At 47.4% G+C, this 25170-nt stretch carries 21 protein-coding genes; 15 read left to right on the top strand and 6 right to left on the bottom strand.

The genetic code is table 11. From position 1 onward, the window contains the following. Positions 1-32: 32 nt before the first annotated feature. The gene (gene recJ, locus PMG25_RS09070; RefSeq protein ID WP_283766576.1) at positions 33-2345 is read left to right on the top strand and encodes a single-stranded-DNA-specific exonuclease RecJ; all 2313 of its coding nucleotides are present in this window, start codon (positions 33-35) and stop codon (positions 2343-2345) included. A gap of 4 nt (positions 2346-2349) precedes the next feature. On the opposite strand, the gene PMG25_RS09065 is transcribed toward recJ, so the two are convergent. Further along, the gene (locus tag PMG25_RS09065) at positions 2350-2583 is read right to left on the bottom strand and encodes a hypothetical protein (RefSeq protein ID WP_283766575.1); all 234 of its coding nucleotides are present in this window, start codon (positions 2581-2583) and stop codon (positions 2350-2352) included. A gap of 338 nt (positions 2584-2921) precedes the next feature. Between PMG25_RS09065 and PMG25_RS09060 the strand changes: the two genes are divergently transcribed. From PMG25_RS09060 to PMG25_RS09030, 7 genes are all read left to right on the top strand, one after another. Further along, positions 2922-3602: an OB-fold-containig protein gene (locus PMG25_RS09060; RefSeq protein WP_283766574.1), complete on the top strand. Its 681-nt coding sequence runs from the start codon at positions 2922-2924 to the stop codon at positions 3600-3602. A gap of 92 nt (positions 3603-3694) precedes the next feature. Further along, on the top strand, positions 3695-5626 hold the full coding sequence (locus PMG25_RS09055) for a flotillin family protein (RefSeq protein ID WP_283766573.1): 1932 nt from the start codon (positions 3695-3697) through the stop codon (positions 5624-5626). Between the two features lie 122 nt (positions 5627-5748). After that, positions 5749-6912, top strand: coding sequence for a GuaB3 family IMP dehydrogenase-related protein (locus PMG25_RS09050; RefSeq protein WP_283766572.1), 1164 nt, complete (start codon positions 5749-5751; stop codon positions 6910-6912). Positions 6913-7148: 236 nt separating this feature from the next. Continuing rightward, on the top strand, positions 7149-7499 hold the full coding sequence (gene trxA / locus PMG25_RS09045) for a thioredoxin (RefSeq protein WP_283766571.1): 351 nt from the start codon (positions 7149-7151) through the stop codon (positions 7497-7499). 240 nt (positions 7500-7739) lie between these two features. Beyond that, positions 7740-8801, top strand: coding sequence for an LOG family protein (locus tag PMG25_RS09040; protein ID WP_283766570.1), 1062 nt, complete (start codon positions 7740-7742; stop codon positions 8799-8801). A gap of 88 nt (positions 8802-8889) precedes the next feature. Further along, a complete protein-coding gene (locus PMG25_RS09035) occupies positions 8890-11580 on the top strand; it encodes a DEAD/DEAH box helicase (protein WP_283766569.1) in 2691 nt (896 codons plus the stop codon). A gap of 176 nt (positions 11581-11756) precedes the next feature. Beyond that, on the top strand, positions 11757-13250 hold the full coding sequence (locus PMG25_RS09030) for a hypothetical protein (protein ID WP_283766568.1): 1494 nt from the start codon (positions 11757-11759) through the stop codon (positions 13248-13250). Positions 13251-13377: 127 nt separating this feature from the next. Here PMG25_RS09030 and PMG25_RS09025 read toward each other — a convergent pair whose 3' ends face one another. Both PMG25_RS09025 and PMG25_RS09020 read right to left on the bottom strand, forming a co-directional pair. Then, entirely contained in the window at positions 13378-15927 is a 2550-nt protein-coding gene (locus tag PMG25_RS09025) for a glycogen/starch/alpha-glucan phosphorylase (protein ID WP_283766567.1), read from the bottom strand. 145 nt (positions 15928-16072) lie between these two features. After that, entirely contained in the window at positions 16073-16687 is a 615-nt protein-coding gene (locus PMG25_RS09020) for a phycobiliprotein lyase (protein ID WP_283766566.1), read from the bottom strand. A 202-nt stretch (positions 16688-16889) separates the two neighbouring features. On the opposite strand from PMG25_RS09020, the gene PMG25_RS09015 reads away from it, so the two are divergent. Further along, positions 16890-17057: an NblA/ycf18 family protein gene (locus PMG25_RS09015; RefSeq protein ID WP_283766565.1), complete on the top strand. Its 168-nt coding sequence runs from the start codon at positions 16890-16892 to the stop codon at positions 17055-17057. A gap of 80 nt (positions 17058-17137) precedes the next feature. Here PMG25_RS09015 and psb29 read toward each other — a convergent pair whose 3' ends face one another. Continuing rightward, positions 17138-17866, bottom strand: a complete 729-nt coding sequence (gene psb29, locus PMG25_RS09010; protein ID WP_283766564.1) for a photosystem II biogenesis protein Psp29 — start codon at positions 17864-17866, stop codon at positions 17138-17140. Between the two features lie 178 nt (positions 17867-18044). Next, on the bottom strand, positions 18045-18401 hold the full coding sequence (locus tag PMG25_RS09005) for an STAS domain-containing protein (protein WP_283764357.1): 357 nt from the start codon (positions 18399-18401) through the stop codon (positions 18045-18047). A 358-nt stretch (positions 18402-18759) separates the two neighbouring features. Here PMG25_RS09005 and PMG25_RS09000 point away from each other — a divergent pair, with 358 nt between their 5' ends. From PMG25_RS09000 to PMG25_RS08975, 6 genes are all read left to right on the top strand, one after another. Further along, positions 18760-19284, top strand: coding sequence for an SRPBCC family protein (locus PMG25_RS09000; protein ID WP_283766563.1), 525 nt, complete (start codon positions 18760-18762; stop codon positions 19282-19284). Positions 19285-19376: 92 nt separating this feature from the next. Next, positions 19377-20456 (top strand): Mrp/NBP35 family ATP-binding protein, encoded by a 1080-nt coding sequence (locus PMG25_RS08995; protein ID WP_283766562.1) that lies wholly within the window; start codon positions 19377-19379, stop codon positions 20454-20456. 112 nt (positions 20457-20568) lie between these two features. After that, on the top strand, positions 20569-21840 hold the full coding sequence (gene rodA, locus PMG25_RS08990; protein WP_283766561.1) for a rod shape-determining protein RodA: 1272 nt from the start codon (positions 20569-20571) through the stop codon (positions 21838-21840). 41 nt (positions 21841-21881) lie between these two features. Continuing rightward, a complete protein-coding gene (locus tag PMG25_RS08985) occupies positions 21882-22067 on the top strand; it encodes an NAD(P)H dehydrogenase subunit NdhS (RefSeq protein ID WP_283766560.1) in 186 nt (61 codons plus the stop codon). 137 nt (positions 22068-22204) lie between these two features. After that, positions 22205-22936 (top strand): Uma2 family endonuclease, encoded by a 732-nt coding sequence (locus PMG25_RS08980; RefSeq protein WP_283766559.1) that lies wholly within the window; start codon positions 22205-22207, stop codon positions 22934-22936. A gap of 19 nt (positions 22937-22955) precedes the next feature. Beyond that, positions 22956-23729, top strand: coding sequence for a Uma2 family endonuclease (locus tag PMG25_RS08975; RefSeq protein WP_283766558.1), 774 nt, complete (start codon positions 22956-22958; stop codon positions 23727-23729). Positions 23730-23904: 175 nt separating this feature from the next. Here PMG25_RS08975 and PMG25_RS08970 read toward each other — a convergent pair whose 3' ends face one another. Then, positions 23905-25038, bottom strand: a complete 1134-nt coding sequence (locus PMG25_RS08970; RefSeq protein ID WP_283766557.1) for a DUF58 domain-containing protein — start codon at positions 25036-25038, stop codon at positions 23905-23907. Between the last annotated feature and the right edge of the window lie 132 nt (positions 25039-25170).

The following is a 25170-nucleotide window of genomic DNA, read 5'->3' as shown; positions in this document are numbered from 1 at the left end:
CCGATCGCAACACAAAATGCTCTCAGTCTCCTATGTCTATAAAACCGACTCCAACGTGGCAACTCGCTCCTAAAGTTGAGCTTCCAGACGGGTTTGTACAGGAAGTTGCCCGGTTGACTCCTCGACTCTCCCGATGGAACTGCTTGGCGAAACTGTTGTGGCAACGGGGAATTCAAAACCGGGAGACTTTAGCCCCTTTCCTCTCTCCTGAGCAGTATACCCCGACAAGCCCGTTTGAATTTGGGCAAGAAATGCAACAGGCAGTTGCGCGGCTAGAACAAGCGAGACAAAAGGGAGAAAAGGTCACCATTTGGGGGGATTTTGATGCAGATGGGGTCACTTCCACAGCCGTTTTACTCGATGGCTTGGGGCAATTTTTCCCCGCTTCTCAGTTAGATTATTATATTCCCAATCGCTTAAGCGAATCCCATGGCTTAAATGTTGCTGGAATTGAACGCTTGGCAGAGGAAGGAACCCAACTCATTGTTACTTGCGATACGGGAAGCACGAATTTAGCGGAGGTGGAGTTAGGGCAAAGGTTAGGCATTGATGTAATCATCACCGATCATCATACGTTGCCAGCACTGCGTCCTCCAGTCGTTGCCATTATTAATCCCCGCTATCTGACTGACGATCATCCCCTGTTCCATTTATCTGGGGTTGCAGTCGCCTATAAATTGGTGGAAGCACTGTATCAAGAGTTTCCCGAAATTCCGCAATCGCCCCTAGAGGAGTTGCTGGACTTGGTGGCGATCGGATTAATTGCTGATTTAGTCCAGCTTAAAGGAGATTGTCGCTATTTAGCCCAACGGGGAATTGAGTGCTTACAGCGTGATTATAAGCGCTCTCCTGAAGCTCGTCGTCGTCCAGGAATTGGGCGTTTATTGGATTTATGCCGAAAAACTGGCGATCGCCCCACGGATATTTCTTTTGGCATCGGCCCTAGAATTAACGCTGTCAGTCGCATTTATGGTGATGCCAGTTTTTGCGTTGAATTACTGACTAACCAAGACTTAAAAACCTGTCATGATTTAGCCGAATCTGCGGAACTTGCCAATACTCGGCGGAAGGAAATTCAGCAAAGTGTGGTTCAAGATGCCATCTTGGAAGTGGCCCAATTAGACCTCTCCACCACCCAAGCGATTGTCCTCCACAAACCTGAATGGCCGGTTGGTGTACTCGGTTTAGTCGCCTCTCAAATTGCCCAGGAATACCATAAACCCACCCTTTTATTAAGCTCCGAATTGGGATCTAAATTTGCCCAAGGATCGGCTCGTTCCGTCGCTCAAATTGACCTGTATCAACTGGTCAATAGCCAAGCTCATTTACTCCATCGCTTTGGCGGTCATCCCTTCGCCGCAGGATTAAGCTTACCCCTGGAAAACTTAGCTCTGTTTACGGAAGGCATTAATCAAGAACTCAATCGCACCTTAGCCTCTGGCGATCGTTCCCCTATTCTTGATATTGACCTCGAATTAACCGTTGCCGATTTAGGAAAAGAACTCTTTCAAGAACTAAAATATTTAGAACCCTGTGGCATGGGGAACCCTGTTCCGCGCATTTTAATTAAAAATTGTCAGTTTACTCAGGTCTACAATGCCAATATTAAAGACAATAAAGGCAATAAAGTAAAATACATTAAAACCCACTTTATCTTAACTGACTCTAGCAGTAAGCAGGGAATTCCGGGGTTATGGTGGGGACATTATCAAGACGATATCCCCCCCGGTCAGTCTCATGTGGTGGTTGAGTTAGATTTTAATGACTACCAAAAATATCACGTGCGGATTATTGATTTAGTTCCTGTCCAACAAGAGCAATTATCTACCCCTAACCCTGAATCAACCCCCATTCTTGATTGGCGCACCCAGCAACTAGACGAACCGGATATAATTGCCGAGTCCGATCCTTGGGTAATCACCAAAAACCCAGTGAGTTGGCAAGAAATTGAGTCTTGGTTAGAGCAAGCTAATCAACAGCAAAAAACAGTGGCGATCGCCTATGAACCCCTTACCCTCGATCGCCCCATTGAAACCTGGAAAAAATTGGTCGGCATAGCCAAATATTTAAGCCGTACCCAAAAGTCCATATCTCTCAACTGTCTCCAAGATCGACTTCAAGTTACGGCAACCGCCTTACACTTGGGTTTAAATGCTTTATCCCAGATTGGGTTTACCATTCACACCCAAGACCATCAATTAGAAATTAGCTATAATCCGAGAAACGCTTTCTCAAATTCTAATCTGATTTATACCTTTCTCTCGGCTGTACAAGAAGAACAGTTTCGCCGCCAATATTTTGCCCAGCTTTCCCTAGATACCCTACAAAGAACTACATCAGGATAAAATCTCATGTCATCCGCGATCGCAAATAACGGTTACCCTTAACTGAGCCATAATCCCTGAACTTGAAGGAATCAGAAACTGCTGCCACTGTACATTCAACCGTGATTGTAGTTCCCCCATGGTCATAAGCTAAATTCTGAGGAGCAAAAGGAGCGCGAGGACTAAATAAGTGCAGCAGCACCCAAGAATAGGCAATCCACAAGAATAGACCAAAGATCAACCCATTAAACTCTATCATCACTCAACTCCCTCATTCCCGGACATTCAAGGTTATTTATGATTCATTATAAGACCTAGGGGGCGATCGCGTTGCTTATTTATTTAACGAAATATTACGAACTCTGACCACCTGGCTCACTCTATTGAAGTTAAGATAATCTATATACAGCGCTTCGCGCTTTTATGGTGTACAGTCTTAAAGGCTCAAAGCCATGTACTACAACCCTATTCCCTATTCCCTAGCGCGTTCATGTCCGCGAAGCGGAAAGCGCTATATTGTCTCTCGCATAGGCTAAAAATGGCTATGCTGTACCCAAACTCTATACACAAATCCTTTCAAGTTTTAGGTTTTTAGATATGGTCTTTGATCCAGCGAACCTCCCCTATTGGATCTTTCTCGGTTTAGGAGTCGTGCTGTTTCTGCTGGTGATTTTTTCTGGAGGTGGAGACAGTGATGGCGATGTCGATGTCGATGGCGATGTAGACGTAGATGGCGATTGGGATACTGACCTAGACATGGAAGTAGACGCAGACGCTGAGGGTAGTTTTACCGCTCTACAAGCCTTGGGTTGGTTAGGCTTAGGAAAAGCGCCCCTATTGCTCTTATTAGCCATTGATTTTAGTTTGTGGGGGCTTCTGGGATGGGTTCTTAACCTGCTCTTAGGAATTCCCACCGGGCTGTTAGGCAATGCCGTGCTAATCGTCTCCTTAATCTTAGGCCTATTTGGCGGTAGTATCATCTCTCGGCCCATTGGTAAACTGTTTGCAGCCTTTGGGGAAGATACCCGTGGCGATCGCTTCATCGGATGTACCGGAACCGTCGTTTCTGTCAGTCTCCCCCAACAGCCAACCACCCAAATCGGGCAAGTCGATGCGATCGATCCCGCCCATAACTTAGTCAGTATTAACGTCCAACTGCCCCAATGGGCGACCCAAATTCCTCAACGGGGCGATCGAGTGATTATTATCGAATATTGTGAAAGCTTTTATCTCGCTGTCGCTCAAGATAGTGTAGACCAAAAGCGCTGGTTAGGATAATTTTAGTGCCCGTGAATAGGGATGCACACTTTCGGATTGTGTATCCTCTGCATCCTTGAATAGAACTATCTAATTGTTTACCCATTACTCCTATGAAACAAACCATTATTGAACAACCCGCCCAACCCATAGTCGCTCAAGCTCCACTGCCACTCGCCCAAATGGGATCGGTGGGGATGCTTTTAGTCAGTGGTTCCCTAGGATTTGTCTTCTTTCTAATCCTAGGAATTATTGCTTATACCAGCGTTTACAAAATCACTCCCAACAACGAAGCCTTTGTGCGGACTGGGGGTGTTTTTATCAAACAAAAACGAGTCTTTTTGAACGGGGGCTGTATTGTCATTCCCGGCTTTCATGAAATCACCCGCGTGCCTTTACGAGAAATTTCTATCGATGTCGAACGCACCGGTAATTTAGCCGTGCGGACTCAAGACTATTTACGGGCAAACATGCGCGTCACCTTTTATGTGTGCGTGAGTGCCAATCAACAGGATGTTTTGACGGTTGCCGCTCGGTTGTCAAAAGAAGGAATTATTTCTGCTACCGATATTAAAGAAGCTCTCGAAAAACGGGCAGATGATGCCATTCGTGCGGCGGCGAAAAAGAAAAGTTTAGCGGAAATTGACTCAGACAAATTAGGGTTTGCCGATGAAGTGTTGAACCTGATTCAGCAGGACTTAAAAAAAATCGGCTTGACGCTGAACAATATTGCCATTTCTGAGATTGAAGAAAGCGATACCTATGATGAAAATAATTTCTTCGATGCCCAGGGGGTGAGGCTAAGGACGGAAACGATTCAGAAATCGATTCAGCAAAAACGGGAAGTGGAGCTGAAAACCAAAGTTCTGATTGAGCAGAGGGAACTGGATGCGGAAAAACAATCCTTACGCATTTCCAAAGAGAAAGAAGAAGCCAATTTAGGTCAAAAATTGGAAGTCGAATCCATGACAGCTCAACGGGAGCGGGAAATTCAGGAGTCTAAAGACCAAGAATTGGCGAAAATTGAACGGAATAAACTCTTGCAAACCAAGGCGGTTGAAGAAGAGAAAATTCAGCAACAGTTGGCGGTACAACAAAGCCAAATTGATGCCAATATTGCCTTGGAAGAGCGCAATAAACAGTTGAAAATTGCCCAAGCGCTGCAAAAACAAGAATCGGAAGTGGCGGAAATTAACCGTCAGAAAATGGTGGAATCTTCCCAGCTTAAAGCCAAGATTGAGATTGCGGCAGCCGAACGGGAATCGAAGATTGCCCAACAGGAAGCGGCGATCGCCATTGTCGAAAAAGAAAAGCAACGGTTAGCGGCTGATGCCGAACGCGCCCAAGCTGAAGCTGCCGTTGTTACCGCCCAAGAAATCGAACAAGCAGAACGGGCACAACGGTTAACGGCGATCGAAGCCGAAAAAGAAGCCCAGAAACAGCGCATTTCCGAGCAAAATGTGGTCGAAATCGACGTTTTCCGTCGCCGTCGGCAAGCCGAAATTGCCCGCCAAGCCGCCGAACTCGAAGCCGAGTCCATCCGTACCCTAGCCGAAGCCAACCGGGATAGAGCCTTAGCCGAAGCTGAGGGAGAAAAAGCCCTCATTGAAGCCAGAAACGCCCTCTCCGATGCCAAACTCTCCGCCCAACTGATCTCGGAAATTTGGCCCACTCTCGCGCCCCATGTGCCCGAAATTGTCAAAGCGCTCACACCCCAACCGGGTATCTTGGGCGATACCCGCATTTATTCTTTCCCTGGAGCCAATGGCAACAATGGCAGTAACGGTATGGGCGACTTGAATAAACTGCTGATGTCCACCAGTGGCTTATCCTTAGTGAATGCCCTGATGGAAGAGGGAAAATTGGGGACACTGCTGCAACAAATCAGCCAAATGGTGCGTAACCCCAATGCCCCAGAAACAGCGAGCCAAAACGCCCAAGCCAAACCCAGCCAGGCTCCAGAAAAACCTTCAACGGCGATCGCCCCCACCAAACAGCAGCCGGTTAAACCTCCCTCAGCTCCAGAAAATCCCACCGCCAGTTAACCCAACCCAGGGCAGCTCACCTGCCCTATCTCCCCATCTCCCCCATCCCGCCCAACCCTTTTTAATTTCCGAATGAATTTGATAGGCTATTTAAATATATTTTGGGAAACGCAAGAGAGACAGTGGATATTCAAATTGGACGGGGAAAAACAGCCCGCAGAGCTTACGGAATTGACGAGATCGCCCTAGTACCCGGTCTTCGGACACTCGATCCGAGTCTGGCCGAGACCACCCTCACCTTGGGGGGGATAGAGCGGGAAATTCCCATTATTGCCAGTGCCATGGATGGGGTTGTGGATGTGACAACAGCCGTTACCCTATCGAAATTAGGCGCAATGGGAGTGCTGAACTTAGAAGGAATTAATACTCGCTACGACGATCCCAACCCCGTCTTAGACAAAATTGCCTCGGTAGGGAAAGATGAATTTGTATCTTTGATGCAACAACTCTATGCCCAACCTATCGATCCAGAACTGATTACCAAACGGGTGAAGGAAATCAAGGATCGAGGGGGCATTGCGGCGGTGAGTGCCACTCCAGTCGGAGCCATTAAATACGGTCAGGTGGCAGCCGAAGCGGGGGCAGACCTGTTTTTTGTCCAAGGGACGGTTGTCTCCACCGATCACCTCTCCCCAGAGTCGGTTACTCCTTTAGATTTGGCAAAATTCTGTCAAGAGATGCCCATTCCGGTGATTTTAGGCAACTGTGTCACCTATGATGTGGCCCTAAACTTGATGCGAGCCGGAGCTGCTGGCCTATTGGTGGGTATAGGGCCAGGAGCTGCTTGTACGTCACGGGGGGTTTTAGGTGTGGGTGTGCCCCAACCGACGGCGATCGCCGACTGTGCAGCCGCACGGGACACCTATCATCAAGAAACCGGCAACTATATCCCCGTCATCGCTGATGGGGGCATCATCACCGGCGGCGATATTTGTAAATGTTTAGCCTGTGGTGCAGATGGAGTCATGATCGGCTCTCCCCTTGCCAGAGCCAAAGAAGCCCCCGGCCGAGGCTATCACTGGGGCATGGCCACCCCTAGCCCCGTATTGCCCAGAGGCACAAGAATTCGGGTCGGTAGCACCGGAACCCTAGAACAAATCCTGCGAGGCCCAGCTCAGTTAGACGACGGAACCCACAACCTTCTCGGTGCGCTGAAAACTAGCATGGGAACCCTAGGCGCTCAAACCATTAGCGAAATGCAGCAGGTAGAAGTGGTGATTGCCCCATCCTTGCTCACAGAAGGAAAAGTGTACCAAAAAGCCCAACAACTGGGGATGGGTAAATAGACTCAATTTTTCTCAATGGCCAGAAGTCTGAGAAAGATTCCTACAATTTGTACAGAATTCGGGGAAAAGTGAAATCTGTTGTTTACAATAGGGTATAGCGGAGACGCATGATGTTTCCGTTCACTCCTCACACCACACTCCGCCTGAACAGTTTGTTCGGGCGGTTTCTTATTTAAACCAATCGGTCTGTTATGATAGAATTCCTGATGTGCAATGTAGGATAAGGATTGCCCCTAATGACAGCAGCAGCCGTTACAGATAATAGTTTTGACCAGGAAGTGCTTCAAAGCGCAATTCCTGTTTTAGTGGATTTTTGGGCCCCCTGGTGTGGCCCCTGCCGCATCGTTGCTCCGGTCGTTGAAGAAGTGGCCGAACAATTTGATGGGCAGATCAAAGTAGTGAAAGTCAATACGGATGAAAATCCCAGTGTAGCCAGTAAGTATGGTATTCGCAGTATTCCCACCCTGATGATCTTCAAAGATGGCCAACGAGTTGATATGGTGGTTGGGGCGGTTCCGAAAACCACTTTGATTACAACCCTACAAAAGTATATCTCTGAGGGGGGGGAGAGTGCCCCTGAAGGTTAGTCATTAAACCGAATATGGAATGAATTGAGTTGAGCAAATGGGCTTTTCTAAGGCAGTTAATCTTCCGTAGCGGAAAGGCCCTATGCTACTTTTGTATTTCCGTAACTCGATCGCAAACGGGTCGGCATAAATTCACACCCAAAACCGATCCTAAAACTCCCCCATGCCGATTAGGTTTCTCAGTCGAGAAGCCTAAATTCTCTCTACTACTCCTGTTTACTCACGAAGCGTAAATTGCGGATGACTTTATCCTCCCCAGATGCTCACGCTACACTGAAAGCCGATTTATCAGAACTTGTGGCTCAATTGCCCAATTTAGAACATGGTAAATGGATAGAACAAGCTCTGATTAGTATCCTGCGAATTGCAGCAGAAGATATGGAGCGTTTAGACTGGAAGATTCTAACGGCTTCTCTACAGGATATGGAAAGAGCCTTCCATATCTTTTCTAATTATCGTCATGTGCGTAAAATTAGTATTTTTGGGTCGGCTCGCCTACCGTCTGATGCCCCAGAATACCAGATTGCCCTAGAGTTTGCTCGCCAAGTTGCCCAACAGGGATTTATGGTGATGACGGGAGCAGGCGGCGGAATTATGCAAGCAGCCAATGAAGGGGCGGGATTAGAGCAGTCCTTTGGACTCAATATTCAGCTTCCCTTTGAACAGGGATCGAACCCCTTTGTGAGGGAAGATAAATTGGTTTTGTTTAAGTATTTCTTTACTCGTAAGTTGTTTTTCTTGCGGGAAACGGATGCTGTGGCTCTCTTCCCAGGTGGGTTTGGCACGCAGGATGAAGCCTTTGAGTGCTTAACGCTCTGCCAAACGGGAAAGGCAGGGCCGATGCCTTTGGTCTTCTTGGATAAGCCAGGGGGACGATATTGGTACAGATGGGAGCAATATGTTAAGGATCATCTGTTAAGCCAGAAATTGATCAATGGGGAAGATTTAAGTCTGTATACGATTACAGACCAGGTGGATGTGGCCTGTCGGGCGATCGCCGAGTTTTATCGAGTTTATCATTCTAGTCGCTATGTGCGCGAACAGTTCGTCATGCGGCTGAAAACTGAACTCTCGGATAGGGATGTAGAACAGCTCAATCAGGAGTTTGGAGACATCCTGGTAAGCGGTAAAATCCAAAAAACCCAAGCCTTACCGGAAGAGAGTCTCACTGATGTCCATGACTTGCCCCGATTGGTCTTACACTTTAATCAACGGGATCATGGACGGCTCTATCAAATGATTAATCGCATTAACCAAATGGGCGAACCTTCGGAGGCTGAAAATCATCCAGAACGGAAGTAGATGAGAAGGCGATCGCCCATTTGCCTACGCTGTCAGCCAGAATACACTAAAATAGAGCAAATTAGCTTATGCTCAGAATTTTAGAACGGTGAATAGTTCTCCTTCCCCTACCGACCTTGACCTGAAACGCTTGTTTTCATTTGAACTCGATGAGTTCCAACATCAGGCGATCGCTGCATTGAACGCGGATAAATCGGTGGTGGTGTGCGCTCCTACTGGATCGGGTAAAACCTTAATCGGAGAATACGCCATCTATCGCGCCCTATCACGGGGCAGACGGGTCTTCTACACCACTCCCTTAAAAGCACTCTCGAATCAGAAACTGCGAGATTTTAGCCAGCTCTTTGGGGCAAAAAATGTAGGATTAGTTACAGGTGATTTGTCCCTAAACCGAGAAGCTCCTGTTGTAATCATGACCACAGAAGTGTTTCGGAATATGCTCTACGGGACACCGATTGGTCAAATTGGCACATCGATCCAGGGCGTGGAGGCGGTGGTTCTCGATGAATGTCACTACATGAACGATCGCCAACGGGGAACCGTTTGGGAAGAATCGATTATTTACTGTCCTCCCCATATTCAACTGGTGGCCCTGTCTGCAACTGTCGCCAATAGCGACCAGCTTACTGACTGGATTTCCCAAGTTCACGGCCCCACAGAACGCATTTACTCAGACTTCCGTCCCGTCCCTCTGCAATATAACTTTTGCAACCTGAAAGGCATCTTTCCCCTACTCAACAAGAAAGGCAACAGCATTAACCGCCTCTTGCTGAATACAAAATACAAGGGCAAAAAACCCCCCAAAGTTAAACCCAAGGATCAAGTCCCTAGTTTATTAACCGTGGTTTCCCGACTGCAAGAACGGGAAATGCTACCGGCAATTTACTTTATTTTCTCCCGTAAGGGATGCGATCGCGCTGTGGCTGAAACCGTGGGACTTTCTCTCCTCAGCTCCGAAGAAAAACGGGAAGTTGCCGCCCATCTAGAACTGGTGCTGCATGAGCATCCCGAAGCCATTCGCCGCTCCCAGGTGGAATGCCTGTATCGGGGGGTAGCCGCTCACCATGCGGGCTTATTACCAGCTTGGAAATCTCTAGTAGAAGAACTCTTTCAAAAGGGCTTAATCAAAGTCGTATTTGCCACGGAAACCCTGGCGGCGGGGATTAATATGCCCGCTCGCACCACCGTCATTTCCAGTTTATCCAAGCGCACCGATCAGGGTCATCGCCTGCTCAACCCCAGTGAATTTCTGCAAATGGCTGGACGAGCCGGACGCAGGGGAATGGATGAAATTGGCCATTTAGTTGTCGTAGAAACCCGGTTTGAAGGAGCCAAAGAAGCAGGCTATTTAGCCACCGCAGGGGCAGATCCCTTGGTCAGTCAGTTTACCCCCAGTTATGGCATGGTGCTGAACCTGTTGCAAACCCATAGTTTAGAAGAAGCCAAACAACTGATCGAGCGCAGCTTTGGTCAATATATGGCCAATTTAAGCTTAATTCCCCAACAGCAGGCGATCGCCGATTTGCAAGCCGAACAAAAGCAAATTTACTCTAAACTAGCCCACTATGGTGATCTAGAAACCCTCCAAGAGTTAGCTGCCAGTTACAAGAAACTGCAAGAGCGACTGCGGGAAGCCAAACGACTCTTAAAAACCTTGCAAAACCAAGCAGAACGAGCGCGAACTAAGGATTTAGCGGCGGCGATCGATTTTGCCGTTCAAGGAACCGTATTAAGTCTTAAAGGCAAGTATATTACCGTTTCTGAGCCAATTTCCGCCATTTTGGTCAGAAAAGTCCCCGGTAGCGGCCAAGCCCCTTATTTAGTCTGTCTAGGGGAAGATAATCGCTGGATGGTGGCCACCTATGGGGATGTCGTGGGATTATATGGGGATATTCCCCGCTTCAAAGTCGTTGATGGTTGGGAACTGCCCCCAGAGTTACAGTTAAAACCGGGAGAGTGTCGCAAGAGTGGCTCAGAAACAGCCGCCGCAGCTAACCAAATTCCCCAGTTAGAAACTACCTTAGCTGCTCCAGAGGTAGATGAGCAACAACTACAAGTTGAGGAAATCACGAACGGGTTAATGGAGCATCCAGTGCATCAATGGCCCGATCGCGGTCGGGTTCTCAAGCAAATTTCTCGTGCAGTTAGATTAGACAGCGAAATCGGCGATCGGCTCAACAAGTTTCAGCACCTCAAATCCCGCTATTGGGAAGAATTCCTCAATTTAATTGCTATTCTGCAAGCCTTTAACGCCCTCGATCCTAAACTCGTACCCACCACCCTCGGTGAATCAGCCGCCACCCTGCGAGGAGAGAATGAATTATGGCTCGGTATTGCCTTAAGCTCTGAAATCTTTGCCCAGCTAGAACCCCATCACTTAGCCGCCGCTTGTGCTGCCCTAGTGACAGAAACACCACGGCCCGATAGTTGGGTCAACTACAATACCTCTCAAGCCGTAATTGAAGCCTTGTTAGACTTACAATCCATGCGTCGCCAACTCTTCCAGCAACAACGGCGCTATGATGTCGCCCTGCCCATTTGGTTAGAGTATGAGCTAATCGCTTTAATCGAACAATGGGCCCAGGATCGCGATTGGGCAGAACTGTGCGAACAAACCAGTTTAGATGAAGGGGATATTGTACGTCTACTGAGACGAACCTTAGATTTATTATCGCAAATTCCCCATATTCCCCATATTTCTAATACGCTCAAGGATAATGCCATTTGGGCCATGAAATTAATCAACCGTTTCCCCGTTAATGAAACAGCAAATGGATGATCGAGCCAGCCAACTCGATCTGAATCTCCCAACTCTCCAGTTTCAACTGCCATAATAGAACAGTACACCTGTCCAAACGTCCAAACCTTGACTTAGCACTGAGGAATAATACCAGTACATCCGGGTTAAAGCAAAAAGATATTAACCCTAGAGAGCGTTTAGGAGTAAGTTCAAATATGGATTCAGTATTTAATCGCATTGGGGAATGGAATCCCCAATTATTAAGAGAGCTAAAAGGCCGGCTTAAAGCCCCTCCCCTCTTTTTAGCTATAGTCGCGGCTGTTTTATTGCAGGGTCTTCTGATCCTAGTCGCCACAGAATATGATTACATCGGTCAGGAGTTTGCTTGGTCAGTCATTTTTAGTTCCCTGGGTTGGATTTTACCCTTGACCTTATGGATCTGTGGGGTCTTTTTATTGACCAGTGATATGGCCAAAGAGGTGCGTAAAGGAACCCTTAATTTTATTCGCTTCAGTCCTCAAGAGAGCAAAAATATTTTATGGGGTAAAGTGCTTGGCGTGCCGATTATTGTGTACTGTTTTACCCTGTTGTGCCTACCCCTCCATGCTTGGGCAGGTCTACAAGAGTATTCCTTAGTGAGTTTATTAGCGCTCTATAGTCTTTGGGGATTGGGATGTGGCGTGTGTTATACCCTAGCCCTATTATTCGGCATGATCGGTAATGATAAGATTGGCGAACAAGCTCGTGCCGGTAGTGCCAGTGTTCTGAGTTTAATGGTGATGCCCTATTATTTACAAGGGGTGAATTGGTGCTTGGATCAGTATGCTTGGGGCAAGGCAGAGTATTTTGACGGGTATTGGTTTAACTTTCCTTTCTCTTCAGCTTGGGTGGGTTATGGATTAACGATGGTCACGGGTATGGCGATCGCCTATTGGATGGCTCAGATTGTCAATCGCGTCTACCAAAATCCCCTAGGAACACGGGTGAGTAAGTCTCAAAGTTATTGGATGGTAGGCTTGCTTCAGGTGTGGTTATTGGGGTTTGCTTTGCCTGTTTCCTGGGACTATCCTGACCAAGGCTTTTATATGTTATTTGGTATTAGCTTGTTTAATTTGATGGTGGTGCTACTGATGGGGTTTGCCATGACTCCAGAGCGGCAAAATTGTTTAGATTGGGCCAGATATCGCCATCAGCAACCGAAGAACAATCGAGGATTGATTCAGGATTTGCTTTGGGGTGAAAAGAGTCCTTCCGTGGGGGCGATCGCCCTGCAAGTGTTGATGATTACCCTGGTTTGGGTCGTTTGGGCGATCGCTCGCTTACCTCACCCAGAAAGAACCTGGGGAGTTTTCTCTTTGATTCTCTCCGCCAATCTGATGTTAATTTATGGGGTGATTATTCAATTAAGTTTACTCAATCGCTCTAAAAGGCGGATGGCGATCGCCGGATCTTTAGTGATCGCCGGATTAGTTCTACCCTTAATCATTGTAGGCATGTTAGAACTCAGCCCCGAAATGGGCGCTACTTGGTGGATGTTCTCCATCTTTGGGGGTGCTTGGTTTGCCCTAGAACAAACAGCCCAAACTTTAGTCTTACCCTTTGCCTTTTCCTTGCTCACTCAATGGGCGCTTTTTGCCGCTTTGAACACCACCTTAGTTTCTCGGTTGAATAAGATGGGACAATCCACAACTAAGGCTCTGATGAGCTAAAATCGACCCATCTCCTAATCTCCCATCCTCTTCTCCCGCAGGAGAAGAGGATTACTTTTGGGCGATCGCTTAACCAAAACTGACGTTAATTAGGGTATTCAAACCTTGAATGTTGTCAAGTCGAAGACTAAGACCCAATTTTTTGGGAAACTTTCAAACCGGCTAAGGCTTGATTGTATTCTTCGAGTTCAACTTTTACAGGTTTGACATCCCAAATTTGCTGACAATATTCGCGAATGGTGCGATCGCTGGAAAATTTGCCCATACGGATCGAATTGATAATAGACATCTTCACCCAATTATCTTGATCGGCATAGGCCTGATCTACTTTGTCTTGACAATCGATATAATCCTGATAGTCAGCGAACAGCATATAAGGATCGTTGTACATCAGGGAATCTACCAAAGGCTTAAACAGATTGCGATCGCCATGGGAAAAGAATCCAGAAGAAATGCGATCGATCGTTTGCTTGAGTTCAGCATTCTGTTCATAATACTCCCAAGGCTTATACCCTTGTTGTTTCAACTCTGCTACCTCTTGAGCTGTCAAGCCAAACAAGAAGAAATTCTCTGCACCCGCTTCTTCCCGGATTTCAATATTGGCTCCATCCAATGTACCAATAGTGAGAGCGCCATTCATGGAAAACTTCATGTTTCCAGTTCCCGATGCTTCCTTACCCGCAGTCGAGACTTGTTCGGATAAATCGGCACAAGGATAAATTTTCTGCCCCAAAGAGGCATTAAAGTTAGCCAAGAAGACCACCTTAATCCGACCGCGCACATCCGGATCTTTATTCACCACTTCAGCCACCGAATTAATCAACTTAACGATTAATTTGGCCATAAAGTATCCCGGTGCAGCCTTACCCCCAAAGATGAATGTCCGGGGTTGAATATTCACATTGGGATTCTGCTTAATCCGGTTATACAAGGTAATGATGTTTAACACATTCAGGTGCTGGCGTTTATATTCATGAATCCGTTTCACCTGAATATCAAACAAAGAATTGGGATCAACCTCCAAACCATTGTGAGTGCGAATATACTCCGCCATCACCTCTTTATTGTGCTGTTTAATCTTGCGCCACTCGGCTCGAAACTCTGGATCTTCAATAGAACTTTCGAGTTGACGCAGTTGATCGAGATCCTTTAACCACCCTTCTCCCAACTTACGGCTAAAGAGTGCCGACAATTTGGGATTACTGAGCAGCAGCCAACGACGCGGGGTTACGCCATTGGTCTTATTGTAGAATTTCTCTGGCCAAAGCTTGTAAAAGTCTTGGAGCGTATCCTGTTTGAGTAATTCCGTATGTAAGGCAGCCACGCCATTAATGGCATGGGAACCCACACAGGCTAAATTAGCCATGCGAACTTTCTTTTCTGCGCCTTCTTCAATTAAGGAGAGGCGACTGAGAAGGTCTAAATCATCAGGATACCATTGCTTCACATCTTCGAGGAATCGATGGTTGATTTCGTAGATGATTTCTAGATGACGGGGAAGAACGGTTTCAAATAAACTGACTGACCACCGTTCTAAGGCTTCTGGGAGTAGGGTATGGTTGGTGTAGGCAAAGGTTTTCTGGGTAATGCGCCAGGCGATATTCCAATCAAAGCCATGTTCATCCAGCAATAAACGCATCATTTCGGCGATCGCCACTGTGGGGTGGGTATCATTGAGTTGAATGGCCGTCGTCTCCGGTAAATTATCCAGGGTCTTATGGCGCATTAAATGAATCCGCAGAATATCCTGGAGGGAACAGGAGACAAAGAAGAATTGTTGCTCGAGTCGCAGTTGTTTCCCTTGGGGGGTGTTGTCATTGGGATAGAGAACTTTGGAGATGGTTTCAGAGCGCATTTTTTCCGAAACCGCGCCATCGTAGTTCCCAGCGTTAAATTCGCTGAAATCAAAATCATCACTCGATTCAGCTTTCCATAACCGTAGGGGGTTTACGGTATTCGTGTCGTAGCCCGGAACCGGGGTATCATAGGGAATTCCCATCACCGTCGTACCGGGAATCCAACGAATTCTGGGCCGTCCTTTTTCATCGTTGTAGGTTTCCGTATGGCCGCCAAATTTGACTTCTGCGGCTTGATCGGGACGAGCAATTTCCCAGGGGTTACCCAGGCGTAACCATTTGTCGGGAATTTCTGCTTGCCAGCCATCCTGAATGATTTGATGGAAAATCCCGAATTCATAGCGAATACCGTAGCCGACGGCAGGAATTTCTAGGGTAGCCAGAGAGTCCAGGAAGCAAGCCGCTAATCGGCCTAAACCGCCGTTGCCCAAACCCGGATCGGGTTCGTGTTCAAGAATTTCTTCAAGATCGAGACCTGATTCTTCTACCGCTTGACGCACCCGATCATAAAGGTTCAGGTTAATCAGACTATTGCCTAAATGCCGACCCATGAGGAATTCGGCAGAGAGATAATAAACCGTTTTTACGTCGTTTTCCAGGTAGGTTTTCAGGGTTTTGAGCCAACGACTCAGGAGGCGATCGCGCAATGTGTACGCCAGAGCCATGTAGAAGTCGTCTTGTGTGGCTAGGGATTCATATTTTCCTTGTAAGTAAAATAGGTTATCTGCAAAGGCACGTTTGAGAGTCTCTACATTCATGCCAGTCCGATCGTCTTCAATTTGGATCGGACATTGGTCTTCAGGAATCATACGTTCGTTCATAAGTTCTCGGCTAGTGGGAATTTGCCATTCTACAGCCTATTGAAAAACTGAATCCGAACTTTTGATGCATTTTTAAGATTTTATTTACTCCTGAGACCTTTTTTCCGCTCCCACGCTCCCTACCCTGTCCCCATCCAGGGTGAGGTTACCATCCCAATAGGGAAACGGCTGATTCTTTTTCCCAAGAGGATTTGAGCGCTTCTGGCAGAGCCGTGGCGTTGGTGTCTGCGGCCGAACCGATGCGGGTTTCAATGCAGAAGGAAGCGGTGTTAAATCCGCCAAAGCGTTTGACGGTGCTGGTTCGCATCCGAATATCGTCTGAATTGCTTGCGAAGGAAAATCGCTCGATCGCGCTCATGGTTTCATATTCGGTGACTAGGTTCAGTCCGTCTTCGTCGTCCATTTCATATTGTCCAGCCACGGGAACGATTTCTGCATAGCCTTTTTCCCGCAGGAGTTTCCCTTTCCGGGGGTTATCCACATCGGGAACGATCACCATGACGGTGGAATCTTCATGGCCTTCTCCTTCTCGATCCCAATTCATGGTGCCGTGCCATTGTACCAGGGCCCCACCGGCGGCTAGTTGGCCATCGACTTCATGCATGGTGCAAATTTCTTGCACTCTGGGGTCGTCTGGGGTTAAGGCGCTAACGGTGATTTCGAGTTCTCCCAGTTCTGCCCGCCGAAAGGCCAGGTGATGGGTTGAACGCTGCGATCGCCATGTGCCTGCACTGCGCTGAAAAAATTCCATTGCATCCATCTGGATTAACCTCCTCGATTACTTGGTAACGATTTTGACGTTTTTATTTTAATCTCCTTGAATTATAGACACAAGACCCGATTCTATGTGAATTTTTGTTAATCTCACTACTGTTTACTTGACAAGATGGACAATATAATATCCATGTGCTAGATTAAGGCACAAATCTGCCAACTTCTGAAATCGTGCAGGAGGAGTGAATATGGAAATGCCCGGAAAGCTAACGCTTGAGCAACAATTCAAGATGAAAATCTACGAAGATCAAGTGCAGTCTTTAAGCCACGAAGAAGCTCAAACCTATCTGTTGGAAGTGTTGCGACAAATGATGGTGAAAGATAATCTCGTAAAGCACTTGATGAAGAATGCTTAAATAGAGAAGTGAGCCACCCAGTTGCTTCAAACCTTGAAACCCGGTGGCTCAGATCGATCAAGAATCAATTGAATAACTTTTTAATCTTTAGCTTCTTCAGTTTCCTCAGTAGACGAAGATGAAGCAGCAGAAGTATCCTTTTCTAAGATTTGCTCTTGGCGCTTTTTGCGTTCAGCCTCCAAGATATCCTTCATCACTGCCTGAGCTTGCTTGAGCTTCTCTAAATTCGACCGATACAGCTCAATATCCTTAAGCAGTTTTTCCACAGAGATCCCTAACCCTTGGGCAATCTTTTCTAAAGCTTGGTTACGAGTCTCCTCACTGTTCACTCGTTCGGGATCAACCGTAGAGACTAAGGTATACAAACCAATGGCAAACAAGCGGCTATATTTAAACTTAGGATTAGCGGCGATCGCCTTCAAACGCTCCCGCAAACCCTCCGCACCATCACCTTGATGCGGATCAGAGAGCAGAGCCACCAAAGCCTCTCCAGACCAGTCTTTAACCTGTTCCTTCACCTGTTGAGCATCTGCACGATAAACATTCGCGTCACTCTCCAATGCTTGACACAAAGCCGTAAAAATAGACGCTTTGTCACCCTCCGGTGCATATCCCTCCATAAACTGGTCAAAGGACGAAACAACCCCAAGAGCATAAATGGGGTCATACTCAAAGTCCACATTGACCGATAGCAAATGCATCTCTACCATCAACTCCTCTACCACACGGCGGTAGATAGAATTGATCGGCCGGGTGTGATGAGTATAAAACGCTCGCTTGGTATCTGAGACAGTGCGGACAGTATTCACAGCTAAAATTATCAAGAGTGGGTGATCCCATTCTCACCCCTAAAGGTCACTTTGCCAAGACTTTTCAGAGAAACCAGAGTCGAACCCCAGTTACCAGGAGCATAAGACGGCTGCTTGAATCAAGCCCACCGTCTCCTCTCCCGACCGAAAAACTTGCTTAAGATGCTCGCGGCCAAAATTATCCAGGTATTCTGGGAACCCCTTCTAGGGCATCATTTTCCGTTTCAAAAATTTCAAATACAGAATCCATCATCGTCACTTCAAACACCAACTTGGCTTCTGGGTGAACATTACAGATCCGAAAACTGCCTTTGACTTTCTCCGCATCTCGCATCCCAGCCACCAAAGAGGTTAGACCTGAGCTATCAATAAAATTGACTTGACCCAGATTCACCACCACATGCCTACTGAGCTTGGAAATACATTCCTGTAGCTTCAAACGAAATTGCCAGGCTGTAGTGATATCCAAACGGCCAGTTGGCGTTAAAACTATCACCGTTGTTCCATCTTCAGTTTCGTGTGTTCTTTGCTCCATTTTGGCTCGTCTACCTTCTCTATAGGAATTGTGGACTTCTGGTGTTGATTGTAGTATCTCCAATTGACTTGGAACAAGCCTTAGACCCATAATCAATCAGACTTTCTGGATTTAACCCTCAACATTGAGATCCTCTGCACCCCATTTTAGGGCACAACAGTACAGCCTCTAGGCCTCTAACACACAAAAACCCTTCTGAACTGAAATAATTCTTAATCCATCATCCGCAGATCTCACTGGCAATGTTAACCTAGCGTGAATGACCCACTCCCCGTTGACATTAACCCTCCTAATCCTGCTCAAACCTAAACCGTGTCACTTATCCCTATTATTTTTTAGTGTGAGTATTGAATAGACAATGCCAGATTTTTTGTCTAAGCTATTGGGTCGCAAAAGTCGTAAAGTTCGCTGTACCCTAGCCAAAACCTATCGTGTCATTAGTTCAGCGTCCGTCGATGATCTATGGCAAACCGTTGTTGATTTCGCGGATGTCTCTTGGCATCCCCTCTTAGCGCGAACCAATGTGCCTAGGGGTTTAGTCCCTAAACCCGGACTAATTTTTCGCGCCGTAACCCGGTTAAGCCCAATTCCGATTCGCATTTTTGTCGAACGAGTTAGACCCAGGGAACTCTTAAGCATTAGGATTTTGGCCATGCCGGGAATTGAAGAGCGGATCATCTACCAAGTCGAGTCCACCGTTTGGGGAACGCGGATCTCCTATTCGGTTACCTTGCGAGGATGGCTCTCTCCTGTGATTTGGTCTTTTATTCGTCCCTATGCGGCTAAGGTGGCGGAAGCGCTGGCTAAGGCAGCAGAGAAAGCGGCCCAAGGAAGTTCAGGAAAGAAAACGCCCCCGGAAAACTCGGTGGATTTTGGATTTTGAGTTCATGGGAATAAAAACCCATGAGAACTCCCCAAGAGCGTTAAAATTTTATGAGTAACACCGAAATCATCAACAGCGAATAGCTAATCATTATGAATCTGACCCTCGATCGCCAATCCGTTTTAGAAGTCCTGCGACCAGTGGAAGACCCAGAACTGCGGAAAAGTTTGGTGGAACTGAATATGATTCGCCAGATTGAGATTGATGACCAGGGAAATGTGAATTTTACCTTGGTACTGACAACTCCAGCTTGTCCACTGCGGGAATTTATTGTCGAAGACTGTACGAAAGCGGTGAAACAGATCCCAGGGGTACAAGCAGTGAATATTGAGGTGACGGCCGAAACGCCCCAAGCTAAGAATACTCTACCCGATCGCCAAGGCATTGAGGGCGTGAAAAATATTATTGCTATCTCCAGTGGTAAAGGAGGTGTGGGCAAAAGTACGGTGGCGGTGAATGTGGCCGTGGCTTTAGCCCAAACGGGGGCCAAGGTCGGATTGATTGATGCCGATATCTACGGCCCCAATGCTCCCACCATGTTGGGCTTAGACTCAGCCAAGGTGATGGTACAAGAGAGAGGCGGACAAGAAGTCCTCGAACCCGCCTTTAATCACGGCGTGAAGCTGGTTTCCATGGGCTTTTTGATTGAAAAAGACCAGCCGGTGGTTTGGCGTGGCCCTATGCTCAATGGGGTGATTCGGCAATTCCTCTATCAGGTGGACTGGGGCGAATTAGATTATCTGATTGTGGATATGCCCCCCGGAACCGGAGATGCCCAATTAACCCTCACTCAAGCCGTTCCCATGGTCGGGGCCATCATTGTCACTACACCCCAAAATGTAGCCATTCTTGACTCGCGCAAGGGGCTGAAAATGTTTGAACAGATGGGGGTTCCAGTGCTGGGAATTGTGGAAAATATGAGTTATTTTATTCCCCCGGATCTGCCCGATCGCCAATATGACATCTTTGGGTCGGGAGGAGGCGCAAAAACCTCGGAAGAACTGGGCATTTCCCTGCTCGGTTGTATTCCCCTAGAAATGTCTTTGCGCGAAGGTGGCGATCGGGGCTTACCCATCGTGGTGAGCGCTCCCGAATCTGCCTCCGCTCAAGCCTTAGTGAAGGTCGCTCAGGCGATCGCCGCTAAAATCTCCGTCGCCGTCCTCGCCGGATAAATTGGAGTAAACCAGAGATACTCTAGCAAGAATAGAGAAGGATTAATCCTTCCCTATTCCCTATTCCCTATTCCCTATTCCCCATTCCCCATTCCCTATTTCCTATTCCCCTATGCGTAGATCCCTATTTTACTCTGCCAATTCAGGTTCTAGAATTCGCTGGCTTTCCCTACTCAGTAGTTGGAAAAACTTAGATTGGTTCCTACTCATCTTAGTGGTGGGACTGACCCTATTTGGTGGGATTATGATCCGATCGACCCAGCTTAATCTCGAATACACCGATTGGGTGCAACATTGGATTATTGGGGGAATGGGGTGTATCCTAGCCCTATTTATTTCCCGTTGGCGCTACCAGCAACTGATCCAATGGCAATGGATTATTTATGGCATTACCAATGTTTCCCTGTTAGCGGTGATTTTTGTGGGGACAACGGCTTTAGGGGCGCAAAGATGGATTACGATTGGAGGATTTAATATTCAACCCTCTGAATTCGCCAAATTGGGGGTGATTATTACCTTAGCGTCTCTCCTGCACAGTAAGGGAGCGTCCACACTATCGGGCTTGTTTAAAACCCTGGCTATTGTTGGCGTACCCTGGGCTTTAGTATTCTTACAACCGGACTTAGGAACCTCCCTCGTATTTGGGGCGATCGCCTTGGGAATGCTCTACTGGGCCAATACTAATCCCAGTTGGCTGATTTTACTCATCTCTCCGATTGTCTCAGCGATCCTGTTTAATCTTTATCTTCCTGCCTGGTTTGCTTGGGCAGGTTTACTGGTTCTGTTAGCTTGGACAAGTTTACCTTGGCCGCGCATCGGAGCTGGGGTTACCCTAGCCCTGACGACTGGATTCGGATTTCTGGGTGAGGTGTTTTGGGGACTGCTCAAGGATTATCAGAAAGACCGCTTAATCCTATTTCTCGATCCAGAAAAAGATCCCCTAGGGGGAGGTTATCATCTGATTCAATCTCGGATTGCCATTGGTTCAGGACAACTCCATGGCACGGGGTTATATCAAGGAACCCAAACCCAACTCCATTTTATTCCCGAACAACATACGGATTTTATCTTTTCGGCGGTGGGTGAGGAGTTGGGATTTATTGGCGCGGCGATCCTGTTGGTGGTTTTCTGGTTAATCTGTTTTCGGTTGGTGATGATTGCCCAAAATGCGAAGGATAATTTTGGTTCCTTGCTGGCGATCGGGGTATTATCGATGATTGTGTTTCAGGTGATGGTCAATATTGGCATGACTATTGGCCTGGCTCCAGTGACGGGAATTCCGCTACCTTGGATGAGTTATGGGCGATCGGCTCTGCTGACGAATTTTTTGGCGATCGGCTTGGTGGAAGCGGTCGCTAATTACCGACATCGGCTAAAGTTTTAAGAGGATATTGATCAAATTTGAGAGAATTGAGGTAAAAAACGATGATCTTACCAGGTGTAGCAGTACGGGTAAAAAATATGGGTGATACCTATTATGGCTTTACCGGCCAAGTGCAACGGGTAACCGATGGTAAGGCTGCGGTACTGTTTGAGGGAGGAAACTGGGATAAGTTGGTCACCTTCCGACTGGCAGAACTGGAAATTGATGACCCCACGACGACGAAGTAAAATAGCTATAATTGCAAACCATCTGTAGGGTGGGCAAGCCTCAAGAAGCAAATCAACAATGCTCTTACTATACCTGGCCCACCCTACTGACTTGTGTTTAGGTCTTTCACCCTCTATAAGCGGTTCTCTGTAAAGCCATGACTCAACTATATCCCTATGCCAAGCAGAAATCTCTGCCCACCATGTACGAGCTGCCCAGCGAAAACCCGGAGGAACCTGGATTGCCTGATGAATTTCACGATTACCAACCAGATTTACTCAGTCAAACTTGTCAATCTCCCCGCTACCCGGAAGAAGACTATTTTATCGCCAGCGATCTCAACCTCTACTATGAAAGCAATAATACCCTATGGTACAAACGCCCTGATTGGTTTCTAGTGTTGGGAGCCAAGCGTAGTCGTAATCAAAAGGAATTACGCCTAAGTTATGTGATCTGGCAAGAAAAAGTCAGTCCATTTATGGTGATTGAGTTAGCATCCCCAGGAACGGAAGATGAAGACTTAGGACGCACAGAGCGCCAAGAGGAAAAACCGCCAACCAAATGGGAAGTGTACGAGAAAATTTTACAGGTTCCCTATTATTTTATTTACGATCGCTATCAGAATAACTTGCGAGGGTTTGTCCTCAAGGCGGGAAAATACGAACCATTGGACTTATCTCAAAAGAAAGTCTGGTTAGAGGCATTAGGGCTAGGATTAGGGTTATGGCAAGGGGTCTATGAGGGAATAGAAGGGTTGTGGTTGCGCTTTTACGATCGCAGTGGGAAGTGGATACCAACACCAAGCGAACGAGCAGAACAAGCTGAGTCGGAGTTACAACAATTACGCGATAAGCTCCAACAATTCAACATTGATCCTGATTCCCTGTAAACGCTATATCTGTAAAGCCATGACTCAACTATATCCCTATGCCAAGCAGAAATCTCTGCCCACCATGTACGAGCTGCCCAGCGAAAACCCGGAGGAACCTGGATTGCCTGATGAATTTCACGATTACCAACCAGATTTACTCAGTCAAACTTGTCAATCTCCCCGCTACCCGGAAGAAGACTATTTTATCGCCAGCGATCTCAACCTCTACTATGAAAGCAATAATACCCTATGGTACAAACGCCCTGATTGGTTTCTAGTGTTGGGAGCCAAGCGTAGTCGTAATCAAAAGGAATTACGCCTAAGTTATGTGATCTGGCAAGAAAAAGTCAGTCCATTTATGGTGATTGAGTTAGCATCCCCAGGAACGGAAGATGAAGACTTAGGACGCACAGAGCGCCAAGAGGAAAAACCGCCAACCAAATGGGAAGTGTACGAGAAAATTTTACAGGTTCCCTATTATTTTATTTACGATCGCTATCAGAATAACTTGCGAGGGTTTGTCCTCAAGGCGGGAAAATACGAACCATTGGACTTATCTCAAAAGAAAGTCTGGTTAGAGGCATTAGGGCTAGGATTAGGGTTATGGCAAGGGGTCTATGAGGGAATAGAAGGGTTGTGGTTGCGCTTTTACGATGGTAGTGGGAAGTGGATACCAACACCAAGCGAACGAGCAGAACAAGAACAACAACGAGCTGACCAAGAACAGCAACGAGCAGAACAAGCTGAGTCGGAGTTACAACAATTACGGGATAAGCTCCGACAGCTCGATATTGATCCCGACTCCCTGTAGGTCGCTTACTGTAAAATTATGCAGGATGATGAAAAGCTCATGGGTGAGGGCGGGTTTACAGAATTAACTGCTTTGTCTCCTAAATTTTGGTGAACCCGCCCCTTGACATCCAAGACAGTATCTACAGAGATCTGTAGCGTCAATAAATAGATTTGATATCATTACTCATTACTCATTACAGGGGCTGTTGCAATTCGGACTCTAGGGGACGATCGCCCTTGATCTCTAAACCCTTAAACTCTGGTTTAATGTGGCCAGACCCCTCTTCTGGGGGCCAAAACACCCAACGACTGCCCATGGGGAGCTGATTGAGGCGATCGCTATTTTGGGTCAGTAAAATTAAGGGTAAATTGGGTAAATTCCGGGCAGGTTCCCCAAAACCCGTTCCGGCAAGGCTCTCTAACACCACTTGATGGCCCTGAATCAGACCCGTGTAAGCTGTCCAGAGCTTAACATTCATTTGCCGACGGGAGGCGTGGAAATAGAGGGAAGCCGCAGCAATAACCGCTTGTTCAAAGGTTTCTGGATGCCAAGCCCATTCCGTATCGAGGGCAATCACCACATCGTCACCACCGGCCATAATTTCTAATTCTCGTACCCTTAAGTCCCCATAGCGGGCGCTGGTGCGCCAGTGAATCAGCCTTAAGGGGTCGCCAATGCGGTAGGGGCGCAAGGAGCGAGTCAGCCCTTCTGTGGCATTTTGGATGCCCTGCTGGTCGCGCTTAAATTTCGGGCTTTGGTCTTGCCCCAGGTCGTCAATCAGGGGACAACTCCGCAGGGGCAGGACTTGCGGATAAACGATCGCCGTGGCCCGTGCTTCCCGGCGACGGCGACACCAAAATAAGCCCAAAGGGGCGGCTGTCCTGAGCTGTAGGGTACTCCAGCGATAAATTCCTCTTTTTTGGGTCGGTTGATCGTAAATCCATTTATAGCTGCTGTGAGGGGGGATATGGGCGATCGCGGCGGTTTGGGGAGGACTGAGGACAAAGGGAAGTAGGTCTTGTACTTGGAGCAGAGTTTTGGGTTGGTTGGTGCGATTTTCGATGTCGAGTTCAATGGTGAGATGATCCCCGGCACTGATGGGACGGAGACGATGGCGACGGACCTCTAGGCCGCGCAGCGATCGCACGGGTAAAATAGCGGCCATAAGTAGCAGAGCAGCGAGAATACCGCTAATCACATACAACCATCCCACCATGGTATTGGTCGCTGCCCCGAAAAAGAAGACCATCAGAGCGCCTAACAACCATCCCGCATAAGCTGGATTAACCCATTTTCTCTCTAACCAATCGGCGATCGTCCGTATCACGCTCTTCACTCCATAAAGTAATTCCCCTTATCTTTTATAGCGCTTTTGGAGATGGGGGGATGGGGAGATTGGGGAGATATAGCTAGTCTAAATGAGTTGTGCAATTGGAAATGCCCTCTCCCTATATCCCTC

Source organism: Roseofilum capinflatum BLCC-M114 (assembly GCF_030068505.1).
Taxonomy (GTDB): Bacteria; Cyanobacteriota; Cyanobacteriia; order Cyanobacteriales; family Desertifilaceae; genus Roseofilum; species Roseofilum capinflatum.
This window is presented reverse-complemented; position numbering and strand designations above follow the sequence as displayed.

What these genes read in the sequence shown, in the direction of transcription:
- recJ (WP_283766576.1), top strand. Translation starts at nt 33, where the DNA reads ATGTCTATAAAACCGACTCCAACGTGGCAACTCGCTCCTAAAGTTGAG.
- PMG25_RS09065 (WP_283766575.1), bottom strand. Translation starts at nt 2,583, where the DNA reads ATGATAGAGTTTAATGGGTTGATCTTTGGTCTATTCTTGTGGATTGCC.
- PMG25_RS09060 (WP_283766574.1), top strand. Translation starts at nt 2,922, where the DNA reads ATGGTCTTTGATCCAGCGAACCTCCCCTATTGGATCTTTCTCGGTTTA.
- PMG25_RS09055 (WP_283766573.1), top strand. Translation starts at nt 3,695, where the DNA reads ATGAAACAAACCATTATTGAACAACCCGCCCAACCCATAGTCGCTCAA.
- trxA (WP_283766571.1), top strand. Translation starts at nt 7,149, where the DNA reads ATGACAGCAGCAGCCGTTACAGATAATAGTTTTGACCAGGAAGTGCTT.
- PMG25_RS09040 (WP_283766570.1), top strand. Translation starts at nt 7,740, where the DNA reads ATGACTTTATCCTCCCCAGATGCTCACGCTACACTGAAAGCCGATTTA.
- PMG25_RS09030 (WP_283766568.1), top strand. Translation starts at nt 11,757, where the DNA reads ATGGATTCAGTATTTAATCGCATTGGGGAATGGAATCCCCAATTATTA.
- PMG25_RS09025 (WP_283766567.1), bottom strand. Translation starts at nt 15,927, where the DNA reads ATGAACGAACGTATGATTCCTGAAGACCAATGTCCGATCCAAATTGAA.
- PMG25_RS09020 (WP_283766566.1), bottom strand. Translation starts at nt 16,687, where the DNA reads ATGGATGCAATGGAATTTTTTCAGCGCAGTGCAGGCACATGGCGATCG.
- PMG25_RS09015 (WP_283766565.1), top strand. Translation starts at nt 16,890, where the DNA reads ATGGAAATGCCCGGAAAGCTAACGCTTGAGCAACAATTCAAGATGAAA.
- PMG25_RS09005 (WP_283764357.1), bottom strand. Translation starts at nt 18,401, where the DNA reads ATGGAGCAAAGAACACACGAAACTGAAGATGGAACAACGGTGATAGTT.
- PMG25_RS09000 (WP_283766563.1), top strand. Translation starts at nt 18,760, where the DNA reads ATGCCAGATTTTTTGTCTAAGCTATTGGGTCGCAAAAGTCGTAAAGTT.
- PMG25_RS08995 (WP_283766562.1), top strand. Translation starts at nt 19,377, where the DNA reads ATGAATCTGACCCTCGATCGCCAATCCGTTTTAGAAGTCCTGCGACCA.
- rodA (WP_283766561.1), top strand. Translation starts at nt 20,569, where the DNA reads ATGCGTAGATCCCTATTTTACTCTGCCAATTCAGGTTCTAGAATTCGC.
- PMG25_RS08985 (WP_283766560.1), top strand. Translation starts at nt 21,882, where the DNA reads ATGATCTTACCAGGTGTAGCAGTACGGGTAAAAAATATGGGTGATACC.
- PMG25_RS08980 (WP_283766559.1), top strand. Translation starts at nt 22,205, where the DNA reads ATGACTCAACTATATCCCTATGCCAAGCAGAAATCTCTGCCCACCATG.
- PMG25_RS08975 (WP_283766558.1), top strand. Translation starts at nt 22,956, where the DNA reads ATGACTCAACTATATCCCTATGCCAAGCAGAAATCTCTGCCCACCATG.